The following is a 19,904-nucleotide window of genomic DNA, read 5'->3' as shown; positions in this document are numbered from 1 at the left end:
TTTTAAAAGCTATTAAAATCGTAAATATAAGTTGAGATAGTATGTTGTCCCATTACCAAAGAAGTAACGGTTTCCGAATACAGGACCACCTGCATTGTTCTGATCATCTAATACATCGCGGTAGTTGGCCAATCGAGATTGCTCAAATCCACCAGTGATGTATTCCTGGTCCAAGACGTTGTTGATCGTTGCAAAGAACCCAACAAAATAGTCTCCGATTTTCCAAGATTTACCTCCTACTACGTTTACTAGGAAGTAATCGTCCAGCTGCTCTTGTTGCAACAAACCGCGCGCTACTTCTGGATCGTAATCGTTGAAGGTCAATCCATCAACATCCTGAGTAAAGGCGTCTGTTCTACGAAGCGTACTGGCATCTACATAAGCATTGCTAAAGTAGTTGGTTGTCAATCCTACCCACCAGAAATCTGGATCACGGTACTCAAAACCGATCTGGTATGCACGCTCAGGACCACCCGCTACGTGGTAGTTCTCTAGCTTCGCCGTTCCATCTCCAATGGTGAATGGCTCCAATGATGGCAATCCTGTTGAAGGATCAATAAAGTCATCACTGTAGTAAGACACGTTTGGATTGTTGGTAAAGATGTACTGACCAACTGAAGCAGCAGCCTTAACCTTTACTGTTGGAGTAAGCTGGGCTTCAACTCCAAGTTCAACACCCAAGTGACGTTGATCGATTCCGGTAGTTACCTCCTGCGTAAAGGCAGAAGATGTAGCGCCGAATTGGTTCTCTGTAAAGAAGAATCCGATGTCAGATCCGTCTTGTACTTGTGTGTAGAATCCAGTAATACGTCCTTTTACAATCGGTGAGCGATAGATATAGCTCAAGTCCGCAGTTTGGATCTTCACCTCTTCGATTCCATCTGAGATAATGTTGTTCTGACGTGCATTAGCAAAAGTGTTTCTTATGCTAGGTGCGTTAGTGAAATAAGCTCCGTTCAAGTCGATCAAGTGACGCCCGGTAACTTTATAGGTCAATCCTCCTTTAACACCGTAAGTATTAAAGTTCACTTTTTCACTGTCTCCCAATGAGCTCGCTCCCGGGTAGTTTCCGTTTTCAAAAAGTCCCGTACGTTGGTAGCTGGTAGAACCGATATTGGCTCCCACAAAGAAGTCTACCTTATTGTACTTGAACTGTGCCTGAGCAAATCCAGTGATCACATCAGCATTGATCTCGTAGTTGTACTTATAACGATCTCCAAGACCCGCTAAACGGTTTGGATTCGCTAAGTCCGACTGCGCTCTAAGCCCGATGTCTGTGTTAGAATCATCTCCGGCAAAGAAGTCTACATCTAAGTATCCGTTAGCGCCTAAAAGATCCTTTACTTCTGCAAAGTTCTCACTCTTTAGGTTTCGGTAGTTCAAAGATCCGTTAAGGGTAATGTTCTCTGTAAGCTGGGTGCTTAAAATAGTATTCGCTGTAAACTGCGTATCGTCTGTGCGATCTTCCTGCAATACGTAGATGGCGTTTCCACCGTTAGCCACAGAGATCTCATTTGCGCGATAAAGTGCTGTCCAGTCCAATTGACCGCCGTTCACAAAACTCTGACGAGCCAAAAAGGCGTTTTGATAATCCTGTGCTGTTGGGCTTGCATCTTGCAAGAAGAAGCTCGGCAAGTTTTGGTAGTAGTCAGCGTTAGGGTTACGCGCTCCACCTAAGTAAGCCTCTTGCCCATTGAACTCTACCAAACGCGTACCTCCGTTGTCGATTCGGCTGTTTCCGATCTTTCCAAACTGATAGGCTACGTTAGTGTTCAGAGTAGTATTCTCCCCGATGTTCCAGTAGTGGTTTAACATGATCACCGGCTCTTCAATATCACGAACACGGCTGTTGCGACGCTCTCCGTTTTGATCTCCCCAGTTAGGGTTGTAACGGATTCCTTTAAGGTCGCGGATCTCACGAGTCACTGGGGCCGAACGTCCTCTACGGTTTGGTGTATAAAGTGCTGAGAAGTTCAAGCTGTGATTGTCGTTGATCTTTTTCTCTACGGATGCAAAGAAGGAATTGGCATCGTAAAAAGTACCGTGGATATATCCTTCATCTCCAAAACGACGCGACAATAAGATACTGTAAGCCCAACCGTTCTGGTTCACCCCACTGTTGTAGGATCCCATAATACGACCAGCATATGATCTGTTGGCCATGGCGTAAGACACACGTCCACCTTGTCTGTATTGGCTGGCACGCATTACAATGTTGTTCACCCCAGCCAAGTCACCAAATTGGTATTCGTTGGCTTTGATTCCCATAGTAAACTCGCGGTTACGCTGAGCGTCATTAAGACCTCCCCAGTTAGACCACTGTGGGCGTCCGTTGAATTGTTTGTTCATTTCAATACCGTTGATCAGTACCTTCCCGTTGGCGTTATCATAGCCGCGAGGTCTAAAGAAGGTGGCACTAAAATCAAAGGCTGCTGCGTTCAAAAACACGTCGTTTGATGCTTGGAGTAGCCCGGAGATGTTGTAAGCAGAGCTGCTTTCATCATCCAATTGGTTATCAGAAAGACTGATGATTCCAATTTGCGCTTCCACCTCAGTGAGGTCAATCTCCATCAAAATACGATCGATGTTTACGGTTTGCCCACTTTGAATCGTGATGGGCAGTTGCTGGGTAAGATACCCCTTTTTTGATACCACTAAGACTTGTTCCCCAAGCGGCAGGTTCGGATCGTCGATCTGAAAACTACCCGTCTCATCGGTGAGGTCTCCCAGTGTGGTTCCCTTAATGAGAAGTCGAGCTTCTTCAATAGGCTCACTGGAATCGGTATCAACAACAACACCTGTTACTTGTGTCTGTGCTGCAGCAAATCCGCAGATCAAAACAAGACACAGGGTGGCAAAGAATTTCTTCATGCTGTTTAGTAGTTGAGTTTAATTATTAAATAGTTAATTAATCGCGCACAAAACTACGTCTTTTGCTGAGAATAACTACTTTTGGCTCGGCTTTTGTTTAGCCCTTTACATAAACATAATATTGCAGCACAGGATGAAATTCAGATCTATTGTCTTTGGCCTTATTTGCTTGATTACCACAGCGATGGTGGCTCAGGGACAGAAATCATATAAGGTTAATACCATTGCCTTTTACAACGTAGAGAACCTCTTTGATACGGAAGATGACCCGATCACTTATGACGATGACCGTACGCCAGAGGGACGCGACCACTGGACCGAGGAGATTTACGCCGCTAAATTGGCCAATATGGCTAAGGTTATTGCCGATGTGGGCCGCGATGTTACCGGTACTGCTCCGGCACTAATTGGTGTAGCAGAAACAGAAAACCGCAAGGTTTTAGAAGACTTGGTGAACCAGCCAGAGCTATTGCCTTATGATTACGGTATCATTCAATTTGATTCTCCGGACCGTCGTGGGATCGATGTGGCGCTGCTTTACCAAAAAGCTTTGTTCACTCCTACAAACTACGAGGCGATTCCATTACTGATCTATGACAACGAAGATCGCGACAAGCGCATCTATACCCGTGATCAATTGGTGGTTTCTGGAATGCTTGATGGCGACTTGATCCATGTTATTGTAAACCACTGGCCATCTAGATCTGGTGGAGAGGCGCGCAGCCGTTACAAGCGTGTGCAAGCTGCCGAGCTCAACAAAAGTATTATAGACTCTTTGCATAGCGCAGATCCTTATGCGAAAATCATCACCATGGGTGACCTCAATGACGATCCAACCAACAAAAGTGTCAAGAAGGCTTTGGGTGCCAAAGCAGATAGAGACAAGGTTGGGCCAAAGGAACTGTACAATCCTATGGAAGCCATGTTCAAAAAAGGTCTGGGAACCTTAGCGTATCGCGACGGTTGGAACCTTTTTGATCAGATCATTCTTTCTGATGCACTGTTGGAAGAGGACTACAGCAGCTACCGCTACTACAAGGCGGAGATCTACAACAAGGCTTATCTCTCAAACCCAAGAGGACGATACAAAGGCTATCCGTACCGGTCTTTTGCCAACGGAGGTTTTACCGGTGGTTATTCAGACCACTTTCCTGTTTTGGTTTATTTGATTAAGGAGATGAATTAGAGCTACTTAGCTCCTTATTCATAAAAGATTTTGTACCTTATAGGTATGAATATTCCATCAGAAGCTCAAGAGATCTTTCTACTCATTGGGGCCATTTGCCTCATTTGGGGCTTCGTGACCTTCTTCACCAGAAACGGAAGGTACCACCGCAATCGCAGAAATAAACGTGCGAAGAGACAGGTTTAGCCGAAGTTTACCTCTAACTGTTTATTATCAAGAGGTTTATCAAACAAGCCCGGGAAGAGCGGTGAATGATAAACTTGAACATCCTCTGGATTAATGAATCTTATTTCATATTCATGCCATTCGGGTACACTTATGGTTGCAATTTGCTTTGCTTTGACTCCATGACGACGGTCTTGTAGTCCAAACTTTACTTGTTTTGAAGTGATCTCATTTCCGGTCGTTTGATCAATTAACGACATGGAGAATGCGCCAAGACGTACTTTCCACCCTCCAAGCGCATATACTTTATAAATCCCAGGCTGGATTTTAACAATCGTGCCCGAGTCATGAATGTTAATTTTATGACTCATCCAACTTATTGAATATTGAACTAAAAATAGTTCTTTTTACCGAGACTTCTAGCGAGTCTTTGATTTTCTCGGTGAGTACCGAAAACCTTTTTTATGTCACTTTTCCCATTGCCGCAAAAGTGACCAAAAGGTCTAGCCCCTTCAAAGTCTGTTTTTACGCTCCGATTTCTTAACTCACTGTAATCTACGCGTAAAACCGTTCGCAAAATCTGAAGTAGCAACTCAGTTGCTACAATCTAACCGATCTTTGCTCACCTACAGACGCTACGCAGAAGGGGCAAATAAAGCATCAGAACAAACTATAATACCGCCGGCACCGATTTATAGTAATTGTAAGGCGTTAAGAAAACGGGAAGCCTTGGACCGTTTTTAGCCGAACAATTCGGTTTTTGAGCTTGCATAAATTCTACATAATGCAAGCGAGAAAAATCATGTTCGGGAAAGGCTAGAGTTTTTGCGGTACTTCAATCACAATGTCCACGGGACATTGTTCATTCAGTAATTTGGGCAATGCAAAAAAGAAAGAGAAAAAGGTGAAATGACCTAGCTTTGAATGCCGTGACTAGCTTCAAAACTATTTATAACTCCCCGCGCAAGGGATTGCAACAAACTACCATGTAGTGTGGAAAGCCCGGTGCTGCGCAGCAGCATGCGCCAAAAAGTTAATCAAACCACTGTCCCCAAGGAATACGGCTCAAAAGCAACACAAACGCAAGGGTATAGAAGATCATCAAAGTCTTGAATTTGGGTCTAGAGACCAATTTCTTCTTGTGCTTTGAATATCCGATTGTGATTAAGGCGACAACGATCAACATTACTGTTGGATGTTCCACTGCATTTAAGCGCAATACAGAGTCTTTCATCACGGTTCCCATACCGTTAGCGCTAATGGACTTCAAACCTAAAGGAGAAACAAAATAAAGCACCAATCCGATCAATAGTTGAATGTGAGTAACGATCAATGCAAACAAAGAGATTCTAAAATCCTTTGCGCCGTAATCGCGTTTGCTAAAAAAGCCGAGTAGTGCGTTAAAAGTCGCTAAAAAGACTACAAGAACGACTAAATAGGCCCAATATGAATGTAAAAACTGAACGGTGGTGTACATGATTATTGAAGTTGTTTACACAAAGGTAAGACATAAAAAATAACCCTGCAGTAGAACACAGTTCACTGCAGGGTTAAATATTTGTTTAAGCTGTTTTGCTTAACCTATTCGGCTTAGTTGAATAGGTAACGCAATCCAAGCTGCATTTGCCATCTTGAAGATTGCAATCCGAAGTCATCAATTACACGAACTCCTTCGTCAAACTGAGTAGGATCGAAAGTAAAGGCTGGATCTGGTCCTGCAGTTACTGTAGTTAACAATCCAACGTTTCCTGGTACGAAGTTACGCTGACCCCAGTCTTTGTTCAACAAGTTGGTGAAGTTGAAGATATCCAAAGACGCCTGGAAGGTGTGCTTTGTTTGTCCGATCTTCAAGCTAAAGTCTTGCAACAATTTGAAGTCAATAACGTGGCTCCATGGTCCGCGGTCTCCGTTACGCTCAGCGTACTGACCTCTGCGTGAACGCAAGTAGTCATCACCTTCAATGAACGCATCAAGAGCGGCCCACTGCTCAGCACTTGTAAGACCTCCGTCTGCAGATTGATCAACTAGGTTGATCTCACCTTGGTTAGCAGGAACGTAGATAAGCGCGTTGTCACGTGAGTCATCATTCAATAGGTCACGTCCTTCACGGTAAGTATAACTGAATGGGTTTCCTTGAACACCTTCATAGAAGAATCCAATAGTAGTCTTCACGTTCTCATTCCAAGAGATCTCGTAAGACGCATTAGATGTAATACGGTGTCCTAAAGAGAAATCAGAACGAGCATCAACCGTTAGGTCTCCGTTCTTTCCTCTTACCGTCTGACGGTTTCTCCACTGAGAAGAGTTCTGAGAAGAAGTCCCGTCAAATACTTTGAAGGAATCTCCATAAGACCAAGATACTTGTCCTTGGAATCCATTCTCAAACGGCTTGCGGATAGTCGCAGTTACGTTATAAGCGTGTCCAAGACTCGTATTAGAAGCTAGGATGATACGTCCGTAAGTATCATCGATCTCATCACGACGATCGTATGTAGGACGGTTATCAGCTCCATTCAAAGTTCCTGTTGGGCCTTTTAGGTTAAGGTTCTGATAAAGAATGTCACTAATTACATCAGTATACAAGAAATCGGCAGTTGCGATAAGTCCCCAGAAAGGAAGCTTCTGATCTACTGCGATATTGTACTTCATTACCTGTGGCAATTTGAAGTTCTCTGCAATAAGGTCAATGTTTCCACCAACACCTCCAGAACCTGGAGCTGGATCTTCAAACTGGTTGTTTACGTCTGGCTCAAAGTCCTGTCCAAACTCAAAGTTAAATCCACCAGTGATACCGTTGTTGTTGTAAGTTCCACCGGGCCATACCAATGGAAGTCTTGAAGTAAATACTCCAATACCACCACGAACCTGAGTTTTGCTTTCTCCGTTTACATCCCAGTTGAATCCAAGACGTGGAGCAAACAATGGGTTAGCGCGAATGGTCTGTCCTACACGAGCTCCTTGAAGATCTTTTCCAGCCGCTTCCAATAATGGAATGGTACGGTTGTTAAAGTCATCATTGGCCAATCCATCTTCCCAGTAAGGAACATCAACACGAAGACCGAAAGTCACTTTCAAGTTATCAGTTGCTTGGAAATCGTCTTGAGCGTAGAATCCTAGCTGAGAAGCTGAGAATTCAGCAGCACCTGCAGAATCATCACCTACAGCACCGTTACCCAATAGAGAATATCCGTGTTGGTAAACATCAGCCTGCTGACCAGTCAAGAAACGCTCCAATCCACTAGAGATAAGCACTCCGTTGTCATCAAACTCGTCTTCAAAAGTATAGTCACCAAAGTTAAAGGCGAAGAACAAGTTCTTCACTTTAGCGTATTCAAAGTTCGCACCCAAGGTAATGGTGTGACGCCCTGAATAGATCTCGAAGTTGTTGTTGATAGTAAATACATCTGTATTCAACAAGTTCGCAGTAGAGAATGGCTCAGATCCAAAAGAGATAGTACCGTTTCCATCCTGAATGTCTACAGTTGGGAATGGATTACCAGAAGGATCACGGTCATCACGTACCGTAGTATAACCAATAACCAAGTTGTTTGCTACGTTGGTTCCAGAATAACGCCACTCAAAAGCAGTAGAGTTAGTGGTGGTAATGAACTCCTCAGAACCGTTGATGAATCCGATACGGAATGGGTTTGAGTTACGTGCTTCCAAGTTGTCTGCCTTCACATAAGAGTGACGCAAAGTAAACTTGTTCGCGTTGTTCAAGTTGTAGTCTAACTTAGCAGTAATCTTGTCAGAAGTCAAAGTACGCGTGTTAGCGTCAAAGATTCCTGGGTCATACCCGTAAGTAGAACGCAAGAAATTTACCAAACCGTTCAAGTCTTCCAAAGAAGAACGTCCTTCATACTGGCTGAAGTTGAATGGCTGAGGAGTTTCCTCATCCTGACGCTCATAGTTGATGAAGTAGAACAATTTGTCCTTGATGATTGGACCACCCACACGAACTCCGTAAAGCTGAGCAGAGAAATCGTCAAGGCTTTCGCGAGCTTCACCTTCTTCTACTAGACCCGTTGGAGTTTTTCCAGCTAGGCTTTGGTTACGTAGGTAGAAGTAAGCAGATCCTTGAACTTCATTGGTACCAGAACGCGTAATGGCGTTGATGGAACCTCCGGAGAAACCAGATTGACGTACATCAAACGGAGCAATGTTGATCTGGAAAGATTCAACCGCATCCACAGAGAATGGGTTAACTCCAGTTTGACCTCCGTTAGTACCTGATCCTGCAAGACCAAAAACGTCGTTGTTTACAGCACCATCAATGTAGATCGCGTTGTAACGGTTGTTTTGACCTGCAAGAGAGATAGAGAATCCGTCGTTCCCTTCCGTAAGCTGTGCTTGCGGAGTCACACGAGCGAAGTCAGCGATAGAACGAGTAACCGCAGGTAGTGTTGCAATGTCTCTAGAGGTTACTGTGGTAGCTGTTCCCGTTTTCTTAGAGTCGAAAACGTTGTTTCGCTGTGCAACGATCACAACCTCGTCAAGTGCAGAAGTAGACTCAGCAAGGTTTACACTGATTTTTTGTGAGTTACCTAGTTGCAAGAACACTCCGTTTCTGGTGAAGTCTTCAAATCCTACGTAAGAGATAGTCACAGTGTAAGGACCACCTGCTCTCATGTTAGAGATACGATAAAAACCGTCATAATCGGTTATCGCACCGTAAGTTGTCCCTGTTGGAGTGTGGACAGCAACCACATTAGCTCCAAAGAGAGGTTCGGCATTGGTGTCAAGGACACGACCGTTCATGCCCCCTGTAGTTACCCCTTGCGCAAATGCACTTGCACCGAGCAACAAACAAGCCACGGTTAAATAGAAAGTAATTTTTCTCATAAAACAGTTAATTTTGATTGGTACAAAAGTATTACTAAGTGCGCACTTTTAACATTACCTTAAGGTTAAATAAGCACTTTTTGATACTTTCTTAAGATACAGCTTAATACCGTAGATAATCTGATAGAAATCATTAACTATCAGATAATTATTAACCGTTTTTAAGAAATTCCTAAAAAATTATACAATCAAGTTGCTCCTTCAATGGCTTGATGTATTCGAAGTATTGTGGCCTCAGGGAGTCTGCCAAAGGCTTAGAGGCGGGTAAGTCTTGTTTAAAAGGATCTACTTGCTCCCCGTTTTTCCAAAAACGATAGCAAACATGAGGCCCTCCGGTATTACCCGTCATGCCGACCCAACCGATCACATCGCCTTGTCTCACAAAGTCTCCAACCTTAACATTTTGAGCCTTCATGTGCAGGTATTGCGTAGAATAGGTACTGTTGTGTTTGATCTTTACGTACTTCCCATTACCCCCGCGTCTTGTGGATTCTGTTACTGTTCCATCCGCAGTAGCAATGATCGGGGTGCCAACAGGCGCTGCAAAGTCGGTTCCGCGGTGTGGTCTAACTTGGTTGCCATAATATGTAATACGTCTTCTGAGGTTATATCTGCTTGAGATTCGGTAATTAAAACGAATGGGGGATTTTAAAAAGGCGCGACGCAAGTTGTTAGCCTCTTCATCATAATAATCCAGCCCAAGGTCTTTATTCTCCACAAAACTAAAGGCGAGCAGTGGAGTTCCCTTATGTTCAAAATAAGCGGCTTTCACCTCATCAATTCCCGCAGGAATAGAATCATTGATATAACGTTCTGTGTAAACCACTTTAAAACGATCTCCTTTTTGCAAGGCAAAGAAGTTGATGGTCCAGGCGTAGATGCTCGCTAGTTTGTCGGTCATCACTGGGCTGATTCCCGCTTCATCTAAAGCCTCAGAAAGAGAGCTATTGATCACTCCAAAAGCAGTCTTTTCAACTACAGTTAACGGTTTGCGACCGTGATAGGCCTTGGCAATGCTGTCGCGCAAGTCAACAACAGTATATTCTATCTTACTGTTTTCGTAGATGAAAACTTGGGCGGTGTTTAAACTATCTTTAGAATTGAGTACCACATAGGGCTTACCGGAATTGATCCGACGCACATCAAAGCTGTCCTTTACCGCTTCCACAGCGCTATAAACCTTTGCAGCAGGAACGTGGTGATTGTCCATAATTACACCAAAGGTGTCGCCATTGCGAACCGTATCGCGTACTACATTAAAATCGTTGAGGATAAATCCGTAGGCCTCTTCTATCTTGGGAGCCTCTACGATGGTGGCAACTTCTTCTACTGGTTTCTCCTTTTCACAAGCCCAGCACAGTCCAAGTACTATGCTCAGCCACAATAATTTTTTCAATGTTGTTTGGTTTTTGCGCTGTTATAAGCATGAGTCATCCACTCACGCCCCCAATTCTCCTTTTCTTCGGGAGTCCAAAGATTGGGAAAATAATGGATTTTATGAAAACTTGGTGGAAGAAAATCTTTCCAATTGGTTCCTCCGGTTGCCAAGACCGTTTTGCCCTCTTTGTGCAGGTACCTAAAGGCAGCACCCATGTGCATTAGCAACCAATTGACATTAGCGTTAACGTCAAATTTTCGTAATTCGTTTATCAGGGCCGGGTTATTTTTTTCGCCTTCGGGTAAGGCTAAGTATTTGTGATACAACGTTTGCCCTTTGACCTCATTCATGATTCGAATAAAACGCGGCGTATAGCGAAATTCGAACTGCTTTAAGGTAAGGGTCTTGTTTTTGGTTTCCAGATCGGTGGCACCGCGTTTCCAGTAGATCTGTTCGTACATATCCTCTATAGAATCTGCTTCAGAGTAATCCTCTCGAACTGACACGTGAACCAAGTTTTCCATAGGTGTGCTGTAGAATTCGATCATGCGGTATTGGGCCGATTGAAATCCGCTCGCAGGTAGCAGCGACATGCGGAACTTCAAGAACTGCTCCTTTTCCATCCCACGAATCATCACATCAAAGGAATCGATCAAAATTCTAAAGTATCTGTTGATGCGCTCCAATTTTTTGATAAAGAATTCCGCCTGCTGAAGCTTATCGTCAATGATCTGCTTCTGCTCATGAATGATGAGCTTAAAGTAGAGTTCGGTGATCTGGTGATAGCCAATAAAGATCTCCTCGTCTGGAAAATACGTCCGAGGAATCTGCAAACTCAATAAAGTGTCCAAGTGGATATAATCCCAATAGGTCAGGTAACGATCGTAAAGCAAGCCACCCAGATAAGACTTCATGTCCTGTCCGGAGTTTTTGAATTTCTCTTCTAATTTCTGGAGTTGGTTGTTTAGTTGATCATCCATAGACGTTAATCTACTTGTAATTTAAAAGAGTGCTTTAAACCTTTGAATTCCACAAGGTCGGCTTTGAGATTGCCAACGGCCAAACTCGCTTTGATACGCACCGGAATGCGGTTGTCATCATCGGAGACCCAAACGGTGAGACTTTCCTTCTCTTTAAAGACACGCCCAGCTTGCACATAAGGTCTAAAGACCATACACGGCACTTTTCCAAATTTGGTTTTAAGCGTTTCTCTGTAGAGGAATTTCAGACGGAATTTATAGTTCTCCTTATCAAAGAACATATTCATCTCCGTCACATCGCCTTCTTTCATATTAGACACATCCAAACGGTTGCGCAAATAGTAAAAGGCCGATACCATGTCCTGAGCATCTTTAGGGAAACTCAAGGTCTCTTTATTGTTGTGTTTTTTATTGAAGACCAACGCCTGATTAGTCTCGTGATCAAAATCGATCTGAATGTCTTTGGTGTGTCCGCCTTCATCGATCTTTCTAATGAATCGATACGGAATGTCTTTATCGGTATCAATATAGGATTCGTAATAATCCTCTACGTTGAAGAATAACTTGGTCACTCCCGTGGTGCGCCCTTCGCCTTTGACATGATACACAGATTTCCCATTGAGGGTTTCCTCATCAACTTCCAGGGTAGCATAACCGGCGGTGATCAGGCCGTAATGTATCCTAAAACGGAACCATTCGCCATCGCCATAAGCCTTTTTAGACTGGGCAATACTGGCACTGACGGCAAGCAGTAAGACTAGGGTTAATATGCGTTTCATAGTAGGTGGGCGTTATGTGTTTTATAGGGGGAGTACAAGTTCCATTCCAAAAAGTAGGAAAAAGGCGGATAGCAAATCCGCCTTTAACTATTATTTAGCGTTTTTATAAGGTTCCACGGGCTTCTTGTTCACGTTCAATAGCCTCAAAAAGTGCCTTGAAATTTCCTTTCCCAAAGGACTGAGCTCCCTTGCGTTGAATGATCTCAAAGAACATCGTTGGACGGTCCAAAACCGGTTTTGTAAAGATCTGCAGCAAATAGCCTTCATCATCTCGGTCAATAAGCACACCCAATTCCTTAAGCGGTTCTAGGTCCTCGTCTATCTCTCCCACTCGGTCCAAAACGGTATCGTAATAGGTCTCTGGCACGTAGAGGAACTCTACCCCATTGTCACGCAATTGCCCCACAGTTTCAATAATGTTGTCTGTAGCTACTGCGATATGCTGCACTCCAGCACCGTTGTAGAAGTCAATATACTCCTCGATCTGAGATTTCTTGCGGCCTTCGGCAGGTTCGTTGATCGGGAATTTAATTCGACCGTTTCCGTTAGACATCACCTTACTCATCAAGGCGGTGTATTCTGTAGAAATATCGTTGTCATCAAAAGAGACCAATTGGGCAAAGCCCATCACTTTGGCGTAGAATTCACACCATTTGTTCATCTCATTCCAACCTACATTTCCAACCATGTGGTCAATATACTTGAGCCCAACATTCTTAGCAGTCACTGGCTTATCCCAAGCTTTGTAACCTGGCAAAAATGGTCCGTCATAGGCAGAGCGCTCGACAAATACGTGAACGGTCTCTCCATAAGTGTGAATACCAGAAAGCACCACTTTTCCATTGGCATCTTCTCTGGCGGTAGGCTCCATATAAGGCTCTGCACCGCGCTTTACCGTTTCTTCAAAGCTCTTTTTAGCATCGTCTACCCAAAGGGCAACAACCTTTACACCATCTCCGTGATCGTTGATGTGCTGGTTGATCGGGCCTCCCGGTTTTAGCGGCGAGGTCAGTACCAAACGAATTTTGTCTTGTTGCAAAACATAAGACACAGTGTCCTTGTTTCCGGTTTCCAATCCGCTGTAAGCAATTGGCGTAAAGCCCCAGGCGTGCTCGTAATAAAAAGCAGCCTGCTTGGCGTTACCTACATAGAGTTCTACAAAATCGGTTCCTAATAGTGGCAAAAAGTCATCGGCTTGAGGTACAATTTTCTCTAAAGCTTGTGATGTATTATCTGTAATCATTGTTTTTAGTTTTAAGGGTGATGTAAATAAATAAAGGCTTGATAAGAAAAAGCGGTCCTTACCACATCGCCCTACAATGCGTAGACAGTATGTATTTATGTCTAACTCCAACCATGACTTAAAGTAATCGTTGTCTGCGATCTTCATGGCTTCTTCGGTCACCTTTAAAGGTTTAAAAGTGTCAACCATTACGGCCAGTTCATCTGTTTTAACTTGTCCAAAGCTGCGCTCTGTTGCTCCCGGATGCGGTCCGTGAGGAATTCCGGCAGGGTGCAAGGAGATGTGTCCAGCATCTATATCGTTTCGACTCATAAAATCACCATCTACATAATAGAGCACCTCATCACTGTCAATGTTACTGTGATTGTAGGGTGCTGGTATGCTCTGCGGATGGTAATCGTACAGTCTTGGCACAAAAGAACACACCACAAAAGCGTCCGTCTCAAAGGTCTGATGCACTGGAGGCGGCTGGTGGATGCGTCCCGTTATGGGTTCAAAATCGTGAATAGAAAAGGCGTATGGATAGTTGTATCCGTCATAACCCACCACATCAAAGGGATGCGTGGCATAGACCATATCAAAAATGTCGTTTTGCTTTTTGATCTTGATCAAGAAATCGCCTTTCTGGTCGTGTGTTTCCAATTCCTGCGGACGGCGGAGATCACGTTCACAGAAAGGAGAATGTTCCAATAACTGCCCAAACCAATTGCGATAGCGCTTGGGCGTGTAAATTGGGCGGTAAGATTCTACAATGAACAAGCGGTTATCATCAGTGTCAAATTCAATTTTGTAAATAATTCCGCGAGGTACGAGCAGATAATCTCCGTATTTAAAATCGAGATTCCCCATATGGGTCCGGAGCTTTCCGCTTCCTCTGTGGATGAAGATGAGCTCATCGGCATCAGTATTCTTGTAGAAATAATCTTTTTGAGATTCCGTTGGAGCCGCTAAAATGATGTTGCAATCGCTGTTGGTCAAGATGATCTTGCGGCTTTCCAAATAGTCCGCGGTTGGTGGCACTTTGAATCCGTGTAAACGCAAGGATTGCATATTGTTCTCACGTGCCACTTTGGGGGCAACGCTGTATTGATTGTCAATGGATTTGACCTGAGTCGGTCGGTGCTCGTGGTACAAATTGCTGGACATTCCGTCAAAGCCAATGGTACCAAAGAGCTGTTCGGCATAAAGCGTGCCGTCTGGTTTGCGAAACTGGGTGTGTCGCTTATGTGGGATCTTCCCTAAAGAATGATAAAAAGGCATCTGTTTGAATTGTTACGTTAGTAAAGAGTTAGGCTATACCCCTACGGGCCGTACAATTCCTTATTCCGGATTGCGCTTGAGCCTGTCTCGTAGCTTAAAAAACAGCCTGTTATTGCGTTTGAATGCCATTACACAAATATCGAAAAAATAAGCTTCGTTCGGACAGAAATTCCCCCTGAATTGGGCGGTAGAATGTCGTAGTGAGGATTTAAAGTACAAAAAAAGCAATTGCTGCCTCAATTTCAGCATAGCAGCGCTACGTTGAAATTGAAAAGTAAAACGAAGTGTTTGCTTTTGAAGTAATTTAAAAACGCAACAGATCTTCTACTGTTCAATTCAGGTTATCAAAACCAAAATCCTAGGGACACATACCAATTGCTTTCCGCCACTTCTGGAGAATAACTGTAGATGAGTTGTAGTGGTCCGGCAAAGGTTTCAAAACCATAACCCAGTCCGTATCCGGAGTAATCAATACCGTCAATCCACTGGTTATTGGTAAATAGATTATTGCCAATATTGGCAATATTGACCACGCCAAAGAGGTGGTTTTTGGCAAAGAGTTCATAGTCTAAGCGCAGGTCTGCCTTTAAATAAGTGTCTCCTCTAAAACTCAAAGGTTCCAGGCCAATAAAAGGCATCAAGTTACCCGTCTGTCTAAAACCGTAGCCACCTAAAAAGAAGTCGAAGGTACGGGTAGAGTCATCTCCAATTTTAAAGCCGCCTTCTGTCCCAACAAAGACGGTAAAATCTCCAAAACGCTTGGCGCCACCCAAACGAGCTTTAGCAATAGAAAACTCCTTGAATCGATCGTTTCTCCCAGATGCAGTGAGATACACATTCATTTGGCCTTCAAAGAAGAAGCCTTTGGTTGGGAAGTAGACATCGTCTCTTGTATCGTACTTCAAAAACCCGAGCAAACTGCCGTAATCGGTCTCATCAAAATAGGTTCGCGATTCCCCTGGAGTGAGCCCAAAAGTGTCACTGAACTGATTGAACCGCTTGTGTTCCACGCCAACTCCAAAGGCAAAAGCATTACCAATGAGCGTCTGCACATAGACTTGATTGGTCCACTCAAAATATTCTAAAGCCAGCTTATTCAGTGTCCCCGGGTCAATAACATCGTTTAAAAACAACTCTTGAGGCACGTTGGTCTCAAACTGGTTCAAATAAGACCGCAATCCAATACTCCAGTAGTAACCTTTGTCTACATAATAGTCAAAATTGTAGCGGATATTATCTCCAGCGATAAGGTCCAAAGAAACAATATCATTATTGGTCAAAACACGCTTAAAGGTCATATTGACCAGCGCGGCACTCTTGTACAAATTGTCATAGTGAGCCCCCAAACGCAAGAGCATGCGACTTTTACTTTCTTTTAGGGTGATGGAAACCTGAGTGGAGTCGTCCTGCGTTTTATTAAAATCGTAATCAATGGCCTGAAAATTCCCGGTGGCCATTAAGTTTTTTACCCCATCACTAAAGCTGGCAAAGCTGGTCTCAGACGGAGATTTTAATCGCAGTTTCCCCAAAACATAGGAGCGGGTGTACTTTTCATTCCCGCTAATGTCCACGCGGTTGATCTTTAGTGTTTCTGAAGGCTGATTCACTTTGTATTCCAGCGGAGGATTTTGCTGCTTAGCTGCCAATTCCTTCATAGCATCCAACTGTTCAAGAGCAGCATCAATACCGGATTGCACAATGGCATTGCCTCGATCAAAAGAGACCACGGTAAAATCATCAATTGCCGGATTAATATAAATGTCCGTTTTTGGAATCTTGGTATCCATGGCCTGAATGGTCCTGAAATTGTTGATCTGCACCAAAACGTCCAAAGCCGAGGCCAACTGCTCTCGGTCACGGAGTTCATCTTGCACATCGATCCCAATAATTATGTCCATGCCTTTGGCGCGCAGTTCATCTACTGGATAGTTGTTGATCACCCCTCCGTCTATCAAAACACGTCCGTCTAATTCTACTGGGCTAAACAAGGAAGGTAAGGCCCCACTGGCCGTCAAGGCACGCGGTAAATACCCAGATTCTAACATGACTTGAGTTCCCAACTCTACATCCGTAGCCATACAGAAAAACGGAATGGGCATTTGGGTGAAGTCTACTTCGCCACCTAAATGTTGGGTAAGTTGCCAAAGCAAATTATACACGTTTTGCCCTTTAGAAAAGGAAGCAGGCACTCCCACTTTAAATCCATCAAAAGGAAGGGTAATGGCATATTTTTCCGCATCGGCCTTTTCATAGAAGGTTCGAGCATCTCGCGGCAATTCATCCTGAATGAGTTTATCAAAGTCCTGAGCCCTAAAAATGGAATCCAACTGTGTAGCTGAATAGCCCGATGCATATAGTCCTCCAATAATAGCGCCCATGCTGGTACCGCCAATATAATCAATGCGAATCCCGGATTCCTCAATCACCTTGAGGGCTCCAATATGTGCCAAACCCTTGGCGCCACCACCACGCAGCACTAGGCCCGCTTAAAGGACGAGGGGTTGCTAGTGGGCCTTTAAACTGCCACTCAGCATTAAAAGAATAAAAAGAAAAGTAGCGCGCAGTCGCATGATTTAGGGGGTGATGTTAAAATGTCGGGCAATCAAACTTGCCTTGCTTACACCTACAAGTTGCTCCAATTCTTCAAAGGTTGCGTTGCGAACTCGCTTAGCGCTTTTAAAATGTTGCAATAAAGTGATCACCGTTTTCTCACCAATACCAGGAATGGTCTCCAATTCAGTTTCTAAAGCTTCTTTACTGCGCTTGTCACGGTGGAAGGTGATCCCAAATCGGTGGGCCTCATTTCTGAGCTGTTGAATGATGCGTAGCGTCTCTGACTTCTTGTCCAAATACAAGGGAATCGGATCGTCTGGAAAAAACAATTCTTCCAAACGCTTGGCAATACCTACAATGGCGATCTTCCCACGCAAATCTAAGGCCTCAAGCGCTTTTAGTGCTGAGGACAACTGTCCTTTTCCCCCATCAATGACAATGAGTTGCGGCAAGGGTTGTTCCTCTTCTAACAAGCGTTTATAACGGCGATAGACGACCTCCTCCATAGAGGCAAAATCATCTGGACCCACTACGGTTTTAATGTTGAATTTTCGGTAATCGCGCTTGCTGGGCTTTCCGTTTTTAAAGACGACACAGGCAGCCACTGGATTGGTCCCTTGAATATTCGAGTTGTCAAAACACTCAATATGACGCGGCTCTTCAGAAAGGCGCAAGTCCTTTTTCATTTGGGCCATGATACGATTCTCATGACGGTTTGGATCTGTGATCTTGGTCTGCTTAAAGCGCTCCATACGGTAGTATTTCGCATTGCGGATGGAGAGATCCAAAATGTGTTTCTTATCGCCCATCTTAGGCACATGCACCTTGATATCATCGCCTAAATCCAACTTAAAAGGCAGGTAGATCTCCTTGCTTTGGGAATCAAAACGCTGTCGCATTTCTACCACGGCTAAACTCAGCAGCTCTTCATCAGATTCATCCAACTTCTTTTTCATCTCCAAGGTGTGCGAACGCACAATAGAACCGTAGGAAAGCTGTAAAAAGTTTACATAACCGTAGCTCTCATCGGAAACAATGGAACACACATCAACATTGTTGATCTTTGGGTTGACTATAGTCGATTTGGCCTGATAATTCTCTAAAACGGTGAGCTTTTCTTTGATCCGTTGGGCGTCCTCAAACTCCATAGCGGCAGCGTGATCTTTCATTTGCTGCTTAAATCGCCCTATGGAATCTTTAAAGTTTCCTTTGATGATCTGGCGGATGGCATCGATATTCTGATTGTATTGATCTTCTGAATACTTGTTCTCACAAGGCCCCAAACAATTGCCCAAGTGAAATTCCAAACAAACCTTGTATTTGCCCGCATCGATCTTGGTTTGGGCCAGATCGTAATTGCAGTTGCGCAGTGGATACAGCCCTCTAATGAGATCCAAAAGGGTATGCACCGTTTTCATGCTGGTGTACGGACCAAAGTACTCAGAGCCATCTTTGATCACGCGACGCGTTGGGAACACTCTTGGGAAGCGTTCTTTTTTGATACAGATCCACGGATAGGTTTTGTCGTCTTTGAGTAAAACATTGTAGCGTGGCTGCTGATTCTTGATCAAATTATTTTCCAAAAGCAAAGCATCGCTTTCGGTCTCCACCACAATGTGTTTGATCTGGACGATCTTTCTGACCATCACCCGAATCCGACCGTTATCATGCTGTTTGGTAAAATAAGAAGAGACCCGCTTCTTTAGATTCTTCGCCTTCCCCACATAAAGCAATTTGCCCGCCTCATCATAATATTGATATACGCCAGGAGCATCGGGAAGGGTAGAAATTTGAAGTTTTACAGAAGCCTGATCCATAACCCAAAGATACAGGATGTCTGCAATATTGCCGCTGTCATTACTGCAGAGTTTTTAACCTCCATTTTCAAAAAACAGTCCAATTTAAAATCCAAGGTGGCAGTGCTTGCGTATCTAAAATAGAACCGACAAAAATCTTTGCCATGCGCAACACACTATTGCTTTTTTCTTTTTTGCTGATGGGATTCAGTCTTATAGCACAATCCCTCAGTGGAACCATCCAAGATGCAACAGCGATACCGCTCCAAGATGTTGTGGTGATCAATACCACCAACAATACCCACACCCATACCGATGCCAACGGATACTTTGAACTGTCGGATCTAATGCAAACTGATACTATTCAATTTTCACACATTGGTTACGAAACCTTGAGTTTTACAGCTACGGATTTCATTCAAAAAGATGACAATATTTGGTCTTTGGAGCCTTCTCGTCTTTCCCTGGATCAAATTGTGATCAGTCCTGGAGTTCCCCTAGACGTGCAAATGGTGGATGTGGACCTAAAACTGAATCCGGTACAATCCTCCCAAAGACTGTTACAAAGAGTGCCTGGGCTATTCATCGGTCAACACGCAGGAGGTGGAAAAGCGGAGCAGATCTTCCTGCGCGGATTTGATATTGATCACGGGACAGACATCAACTTAAGCGTTGATGGATTACCTGTCAATATGGTCTCTCACGCCCACGGACAAGGCTATAGCGATCTGCATTTTGTAATCCCAGAGACCTTGAGCAATATAGACTTTGGCAAAGGCCCTTATGAGGCCAATCGCGGGGATTTTACTACTGCAGGTTATGTGGCCTTCAACACCAAAGATAGAATTGAC

Annotated in this window: 12 protein-coding genes and 1 pseudogene; 2 read left to right on the top strand and 11 right to left on the bottom strand. The window is 44.0% G+C overall.

Annotation, left to right across the window (positions count from 1 at the left end; translation table 11 throughout):
• Nucleotides 1-12: 12 nt before the first annotated feature.
• The gene (locus HRT75_RS01540) at nt 13-2,871 is read right to left on the bottom strand and encodes a carboxypeptidase-like regulatory domain-containing protein (RefSeq protein ID WP_291182247.1); all 2,859 of its coding nucleotides are present in this window, start codon (nt 2,869-2,871) and stop codon (nt 13-15) included.
• Nucleotides 2,872-3,004: 133 nt separating this feature from the next.
• Here HRT75_RS01540 and HRT75_RS01535 point away from each other — a divergent pair, with 133 nt between their 5' ends.
• Nucleotides 3,005-4,057 carry an endonuclease/exonuclease/phosphatase family protein gene (locus HRT75_RS01535; RefSeq protein ID WP_291182246.1) on the top strand — a complete coding sequence of 351 codons (1,053 nt, stop codon included), beginning with the start codon at nt 3,005-3,007 and terminating at the stop codon, nt 4,055-4,057.
• Between the two features lie 182 nt (nt 4,058-4,239).
• Here HRT75_RS01535 and HRT75_RS01530 read toward each other — a convergent pair whose 3' ends face one another.
• From HRT75_RS01530 to uvrC, 10 genes and pseudogenes are all read right to left on the bottom strand, one after another.
• On the bottom strand, nt 4,240-4,593 hold the full coding sequence (locus HRT75_RS01530; RefSeq protein WP_291182245.1) for a hypothetical protein: 354 nt from the start codon (nt 4,591-4,593) through the stop codon (nt 4,240-4,242).
• A 662-nt stretch (nt 4,594-5,255) separates the two neighbouring features.
• On the bottom strand, nt 5,256-5,699 hold the full coding sequence (locus HRT75_RS01525) for a hypothetical protein (RefSeq protein WP_291182244.1): 444 nt from the start codon (nt 5,697-5,699) through the stop codon (nt 5,256-5,258).
• 113 nt (nt 5,700-5,812) lie between these two features.
• Nucleotides 5,813-9,064: a carboxypeptidase regulatory-like domain-containing protein gene (locus HRT75_RS01520; RefSeq protein ID WP_291182243.1), complete on the bottom strand. Its 3,252-nt coding sequence runs from the start codon at nt 9,062-9,064 to the stop codon at nt 5,813-5,815.
• Nucleotides 9,065-9,236: 172 nt separating this feature from the next.
• Nucleotides 9,237-10,460: a peptidoglycan DD-metalloendopeptidase family protein gene (locus HRT75_RS01515; RefSeq protein WP_291182242.1), complete on the bottom strand. Its 1,224-nt coding sequence runs from the start codon at nt 10,458-10,460 to the stop codon at nt 9,237-9,239.
• The gene (locus tag HRT75_RS01510; RefSeq protein WP_291182241.1) at nt 10,457-11,422 is read right to left on the bottom strand and encodes a tryptophan 2,3-dioxygenase family protein; all 966 of its coding nucleotides are present in this window, start codon (nt 11,420-11,422) and stop codon (nt 10,457-10,459) included. Before HRT75_RS01510 ends, HRT75_RS01515 begins: the two co-directional genes overlap by 4 nt.
• Nucleotides 11,423-11,427: 5 nt before the next feature.
• Nucleotides 11,428-12,201 (bottom strand): DUF3108 domain-containing protein, encoded by a 774-nt coding sequence (locus tag HRT75_RS01505; RefSeq protein ID WP_291182240.1) that lies wholly within the window; start codon nt 12,199-12,201, stop codon nt 11,428-11,430.
• 103 nt (nt 12,202-12,304) lie between these two features.
• A complete protein-coding gene (gene hppD / locus HRT75_RS01500) occupies nt 12,305-13,444 on the bottom strand; it encodes a 4-hydroxyphenylpyruvate dioxygenase (RefSeq protein ID WP_291182311.1) in 1,140 nt (379 codons plus the stop codon).
• Between the two features lie 105 nt (nt 13,445-13,549).
• Nucleotides 13,550-14,704: pseudogene (locus tag HRT75_RS01495) on the bottom strand (homogentisate 1,2-dioxygenase); the annotation flags it as partial.
• Nucleotides 14,705-15,048: 344 nt separating this feature from the next.
• Nucleotides 15,049-17,181 (bottom strand): patatin-like phospholipase family protein, encoded by a 2,133-nt coding sequence (locus tag HRT75_RS01490; protein WP_291182239.1) that lies wholly within the window; start codon nt 17,179-17,181, stop codon nt 15,049-15,051.
• A 96-nt stretch (nt 17,182-17,277) separates the two neighbouring features.
• On the bottom strand, nt 17,278-19,074 hold the full coding sequence (uvrC, locus tag HRT75_RS01485; protein WP_291182238.1) for an excinuclease ABC subunit UvrC: 1,797 nt from the start codon (nt 19,072-19,074) through the stop codon (nt 17,278-17,280).
• A 143-nt stretch (nt 19,075-19,217) separates the two neighbouring features.
• Here uvrC and HRT75_RS01480 point away from each other — a divergent pair.
• A partial coding sequence (locus HRT75_RS01480; protein WP_291182237.1) for a TonB-dependent receptor plug domain-containing protein occupies nt 19,218-19,904 on the top strand: 687 nt, incomplete at its 3' end.

It is taken from the genome of Gilvibacter sp. (genome assembly GCF_013214815.1).
Taxonomy (GTDB): Bacteria; Bacteroidota; Bacteroidia; order Flavobacteriales; family Flavobacteriaceae; genus Gilvibacter.
This window is presented reverse-complemented; position numbering and strand designations above follow the sequence as displayed.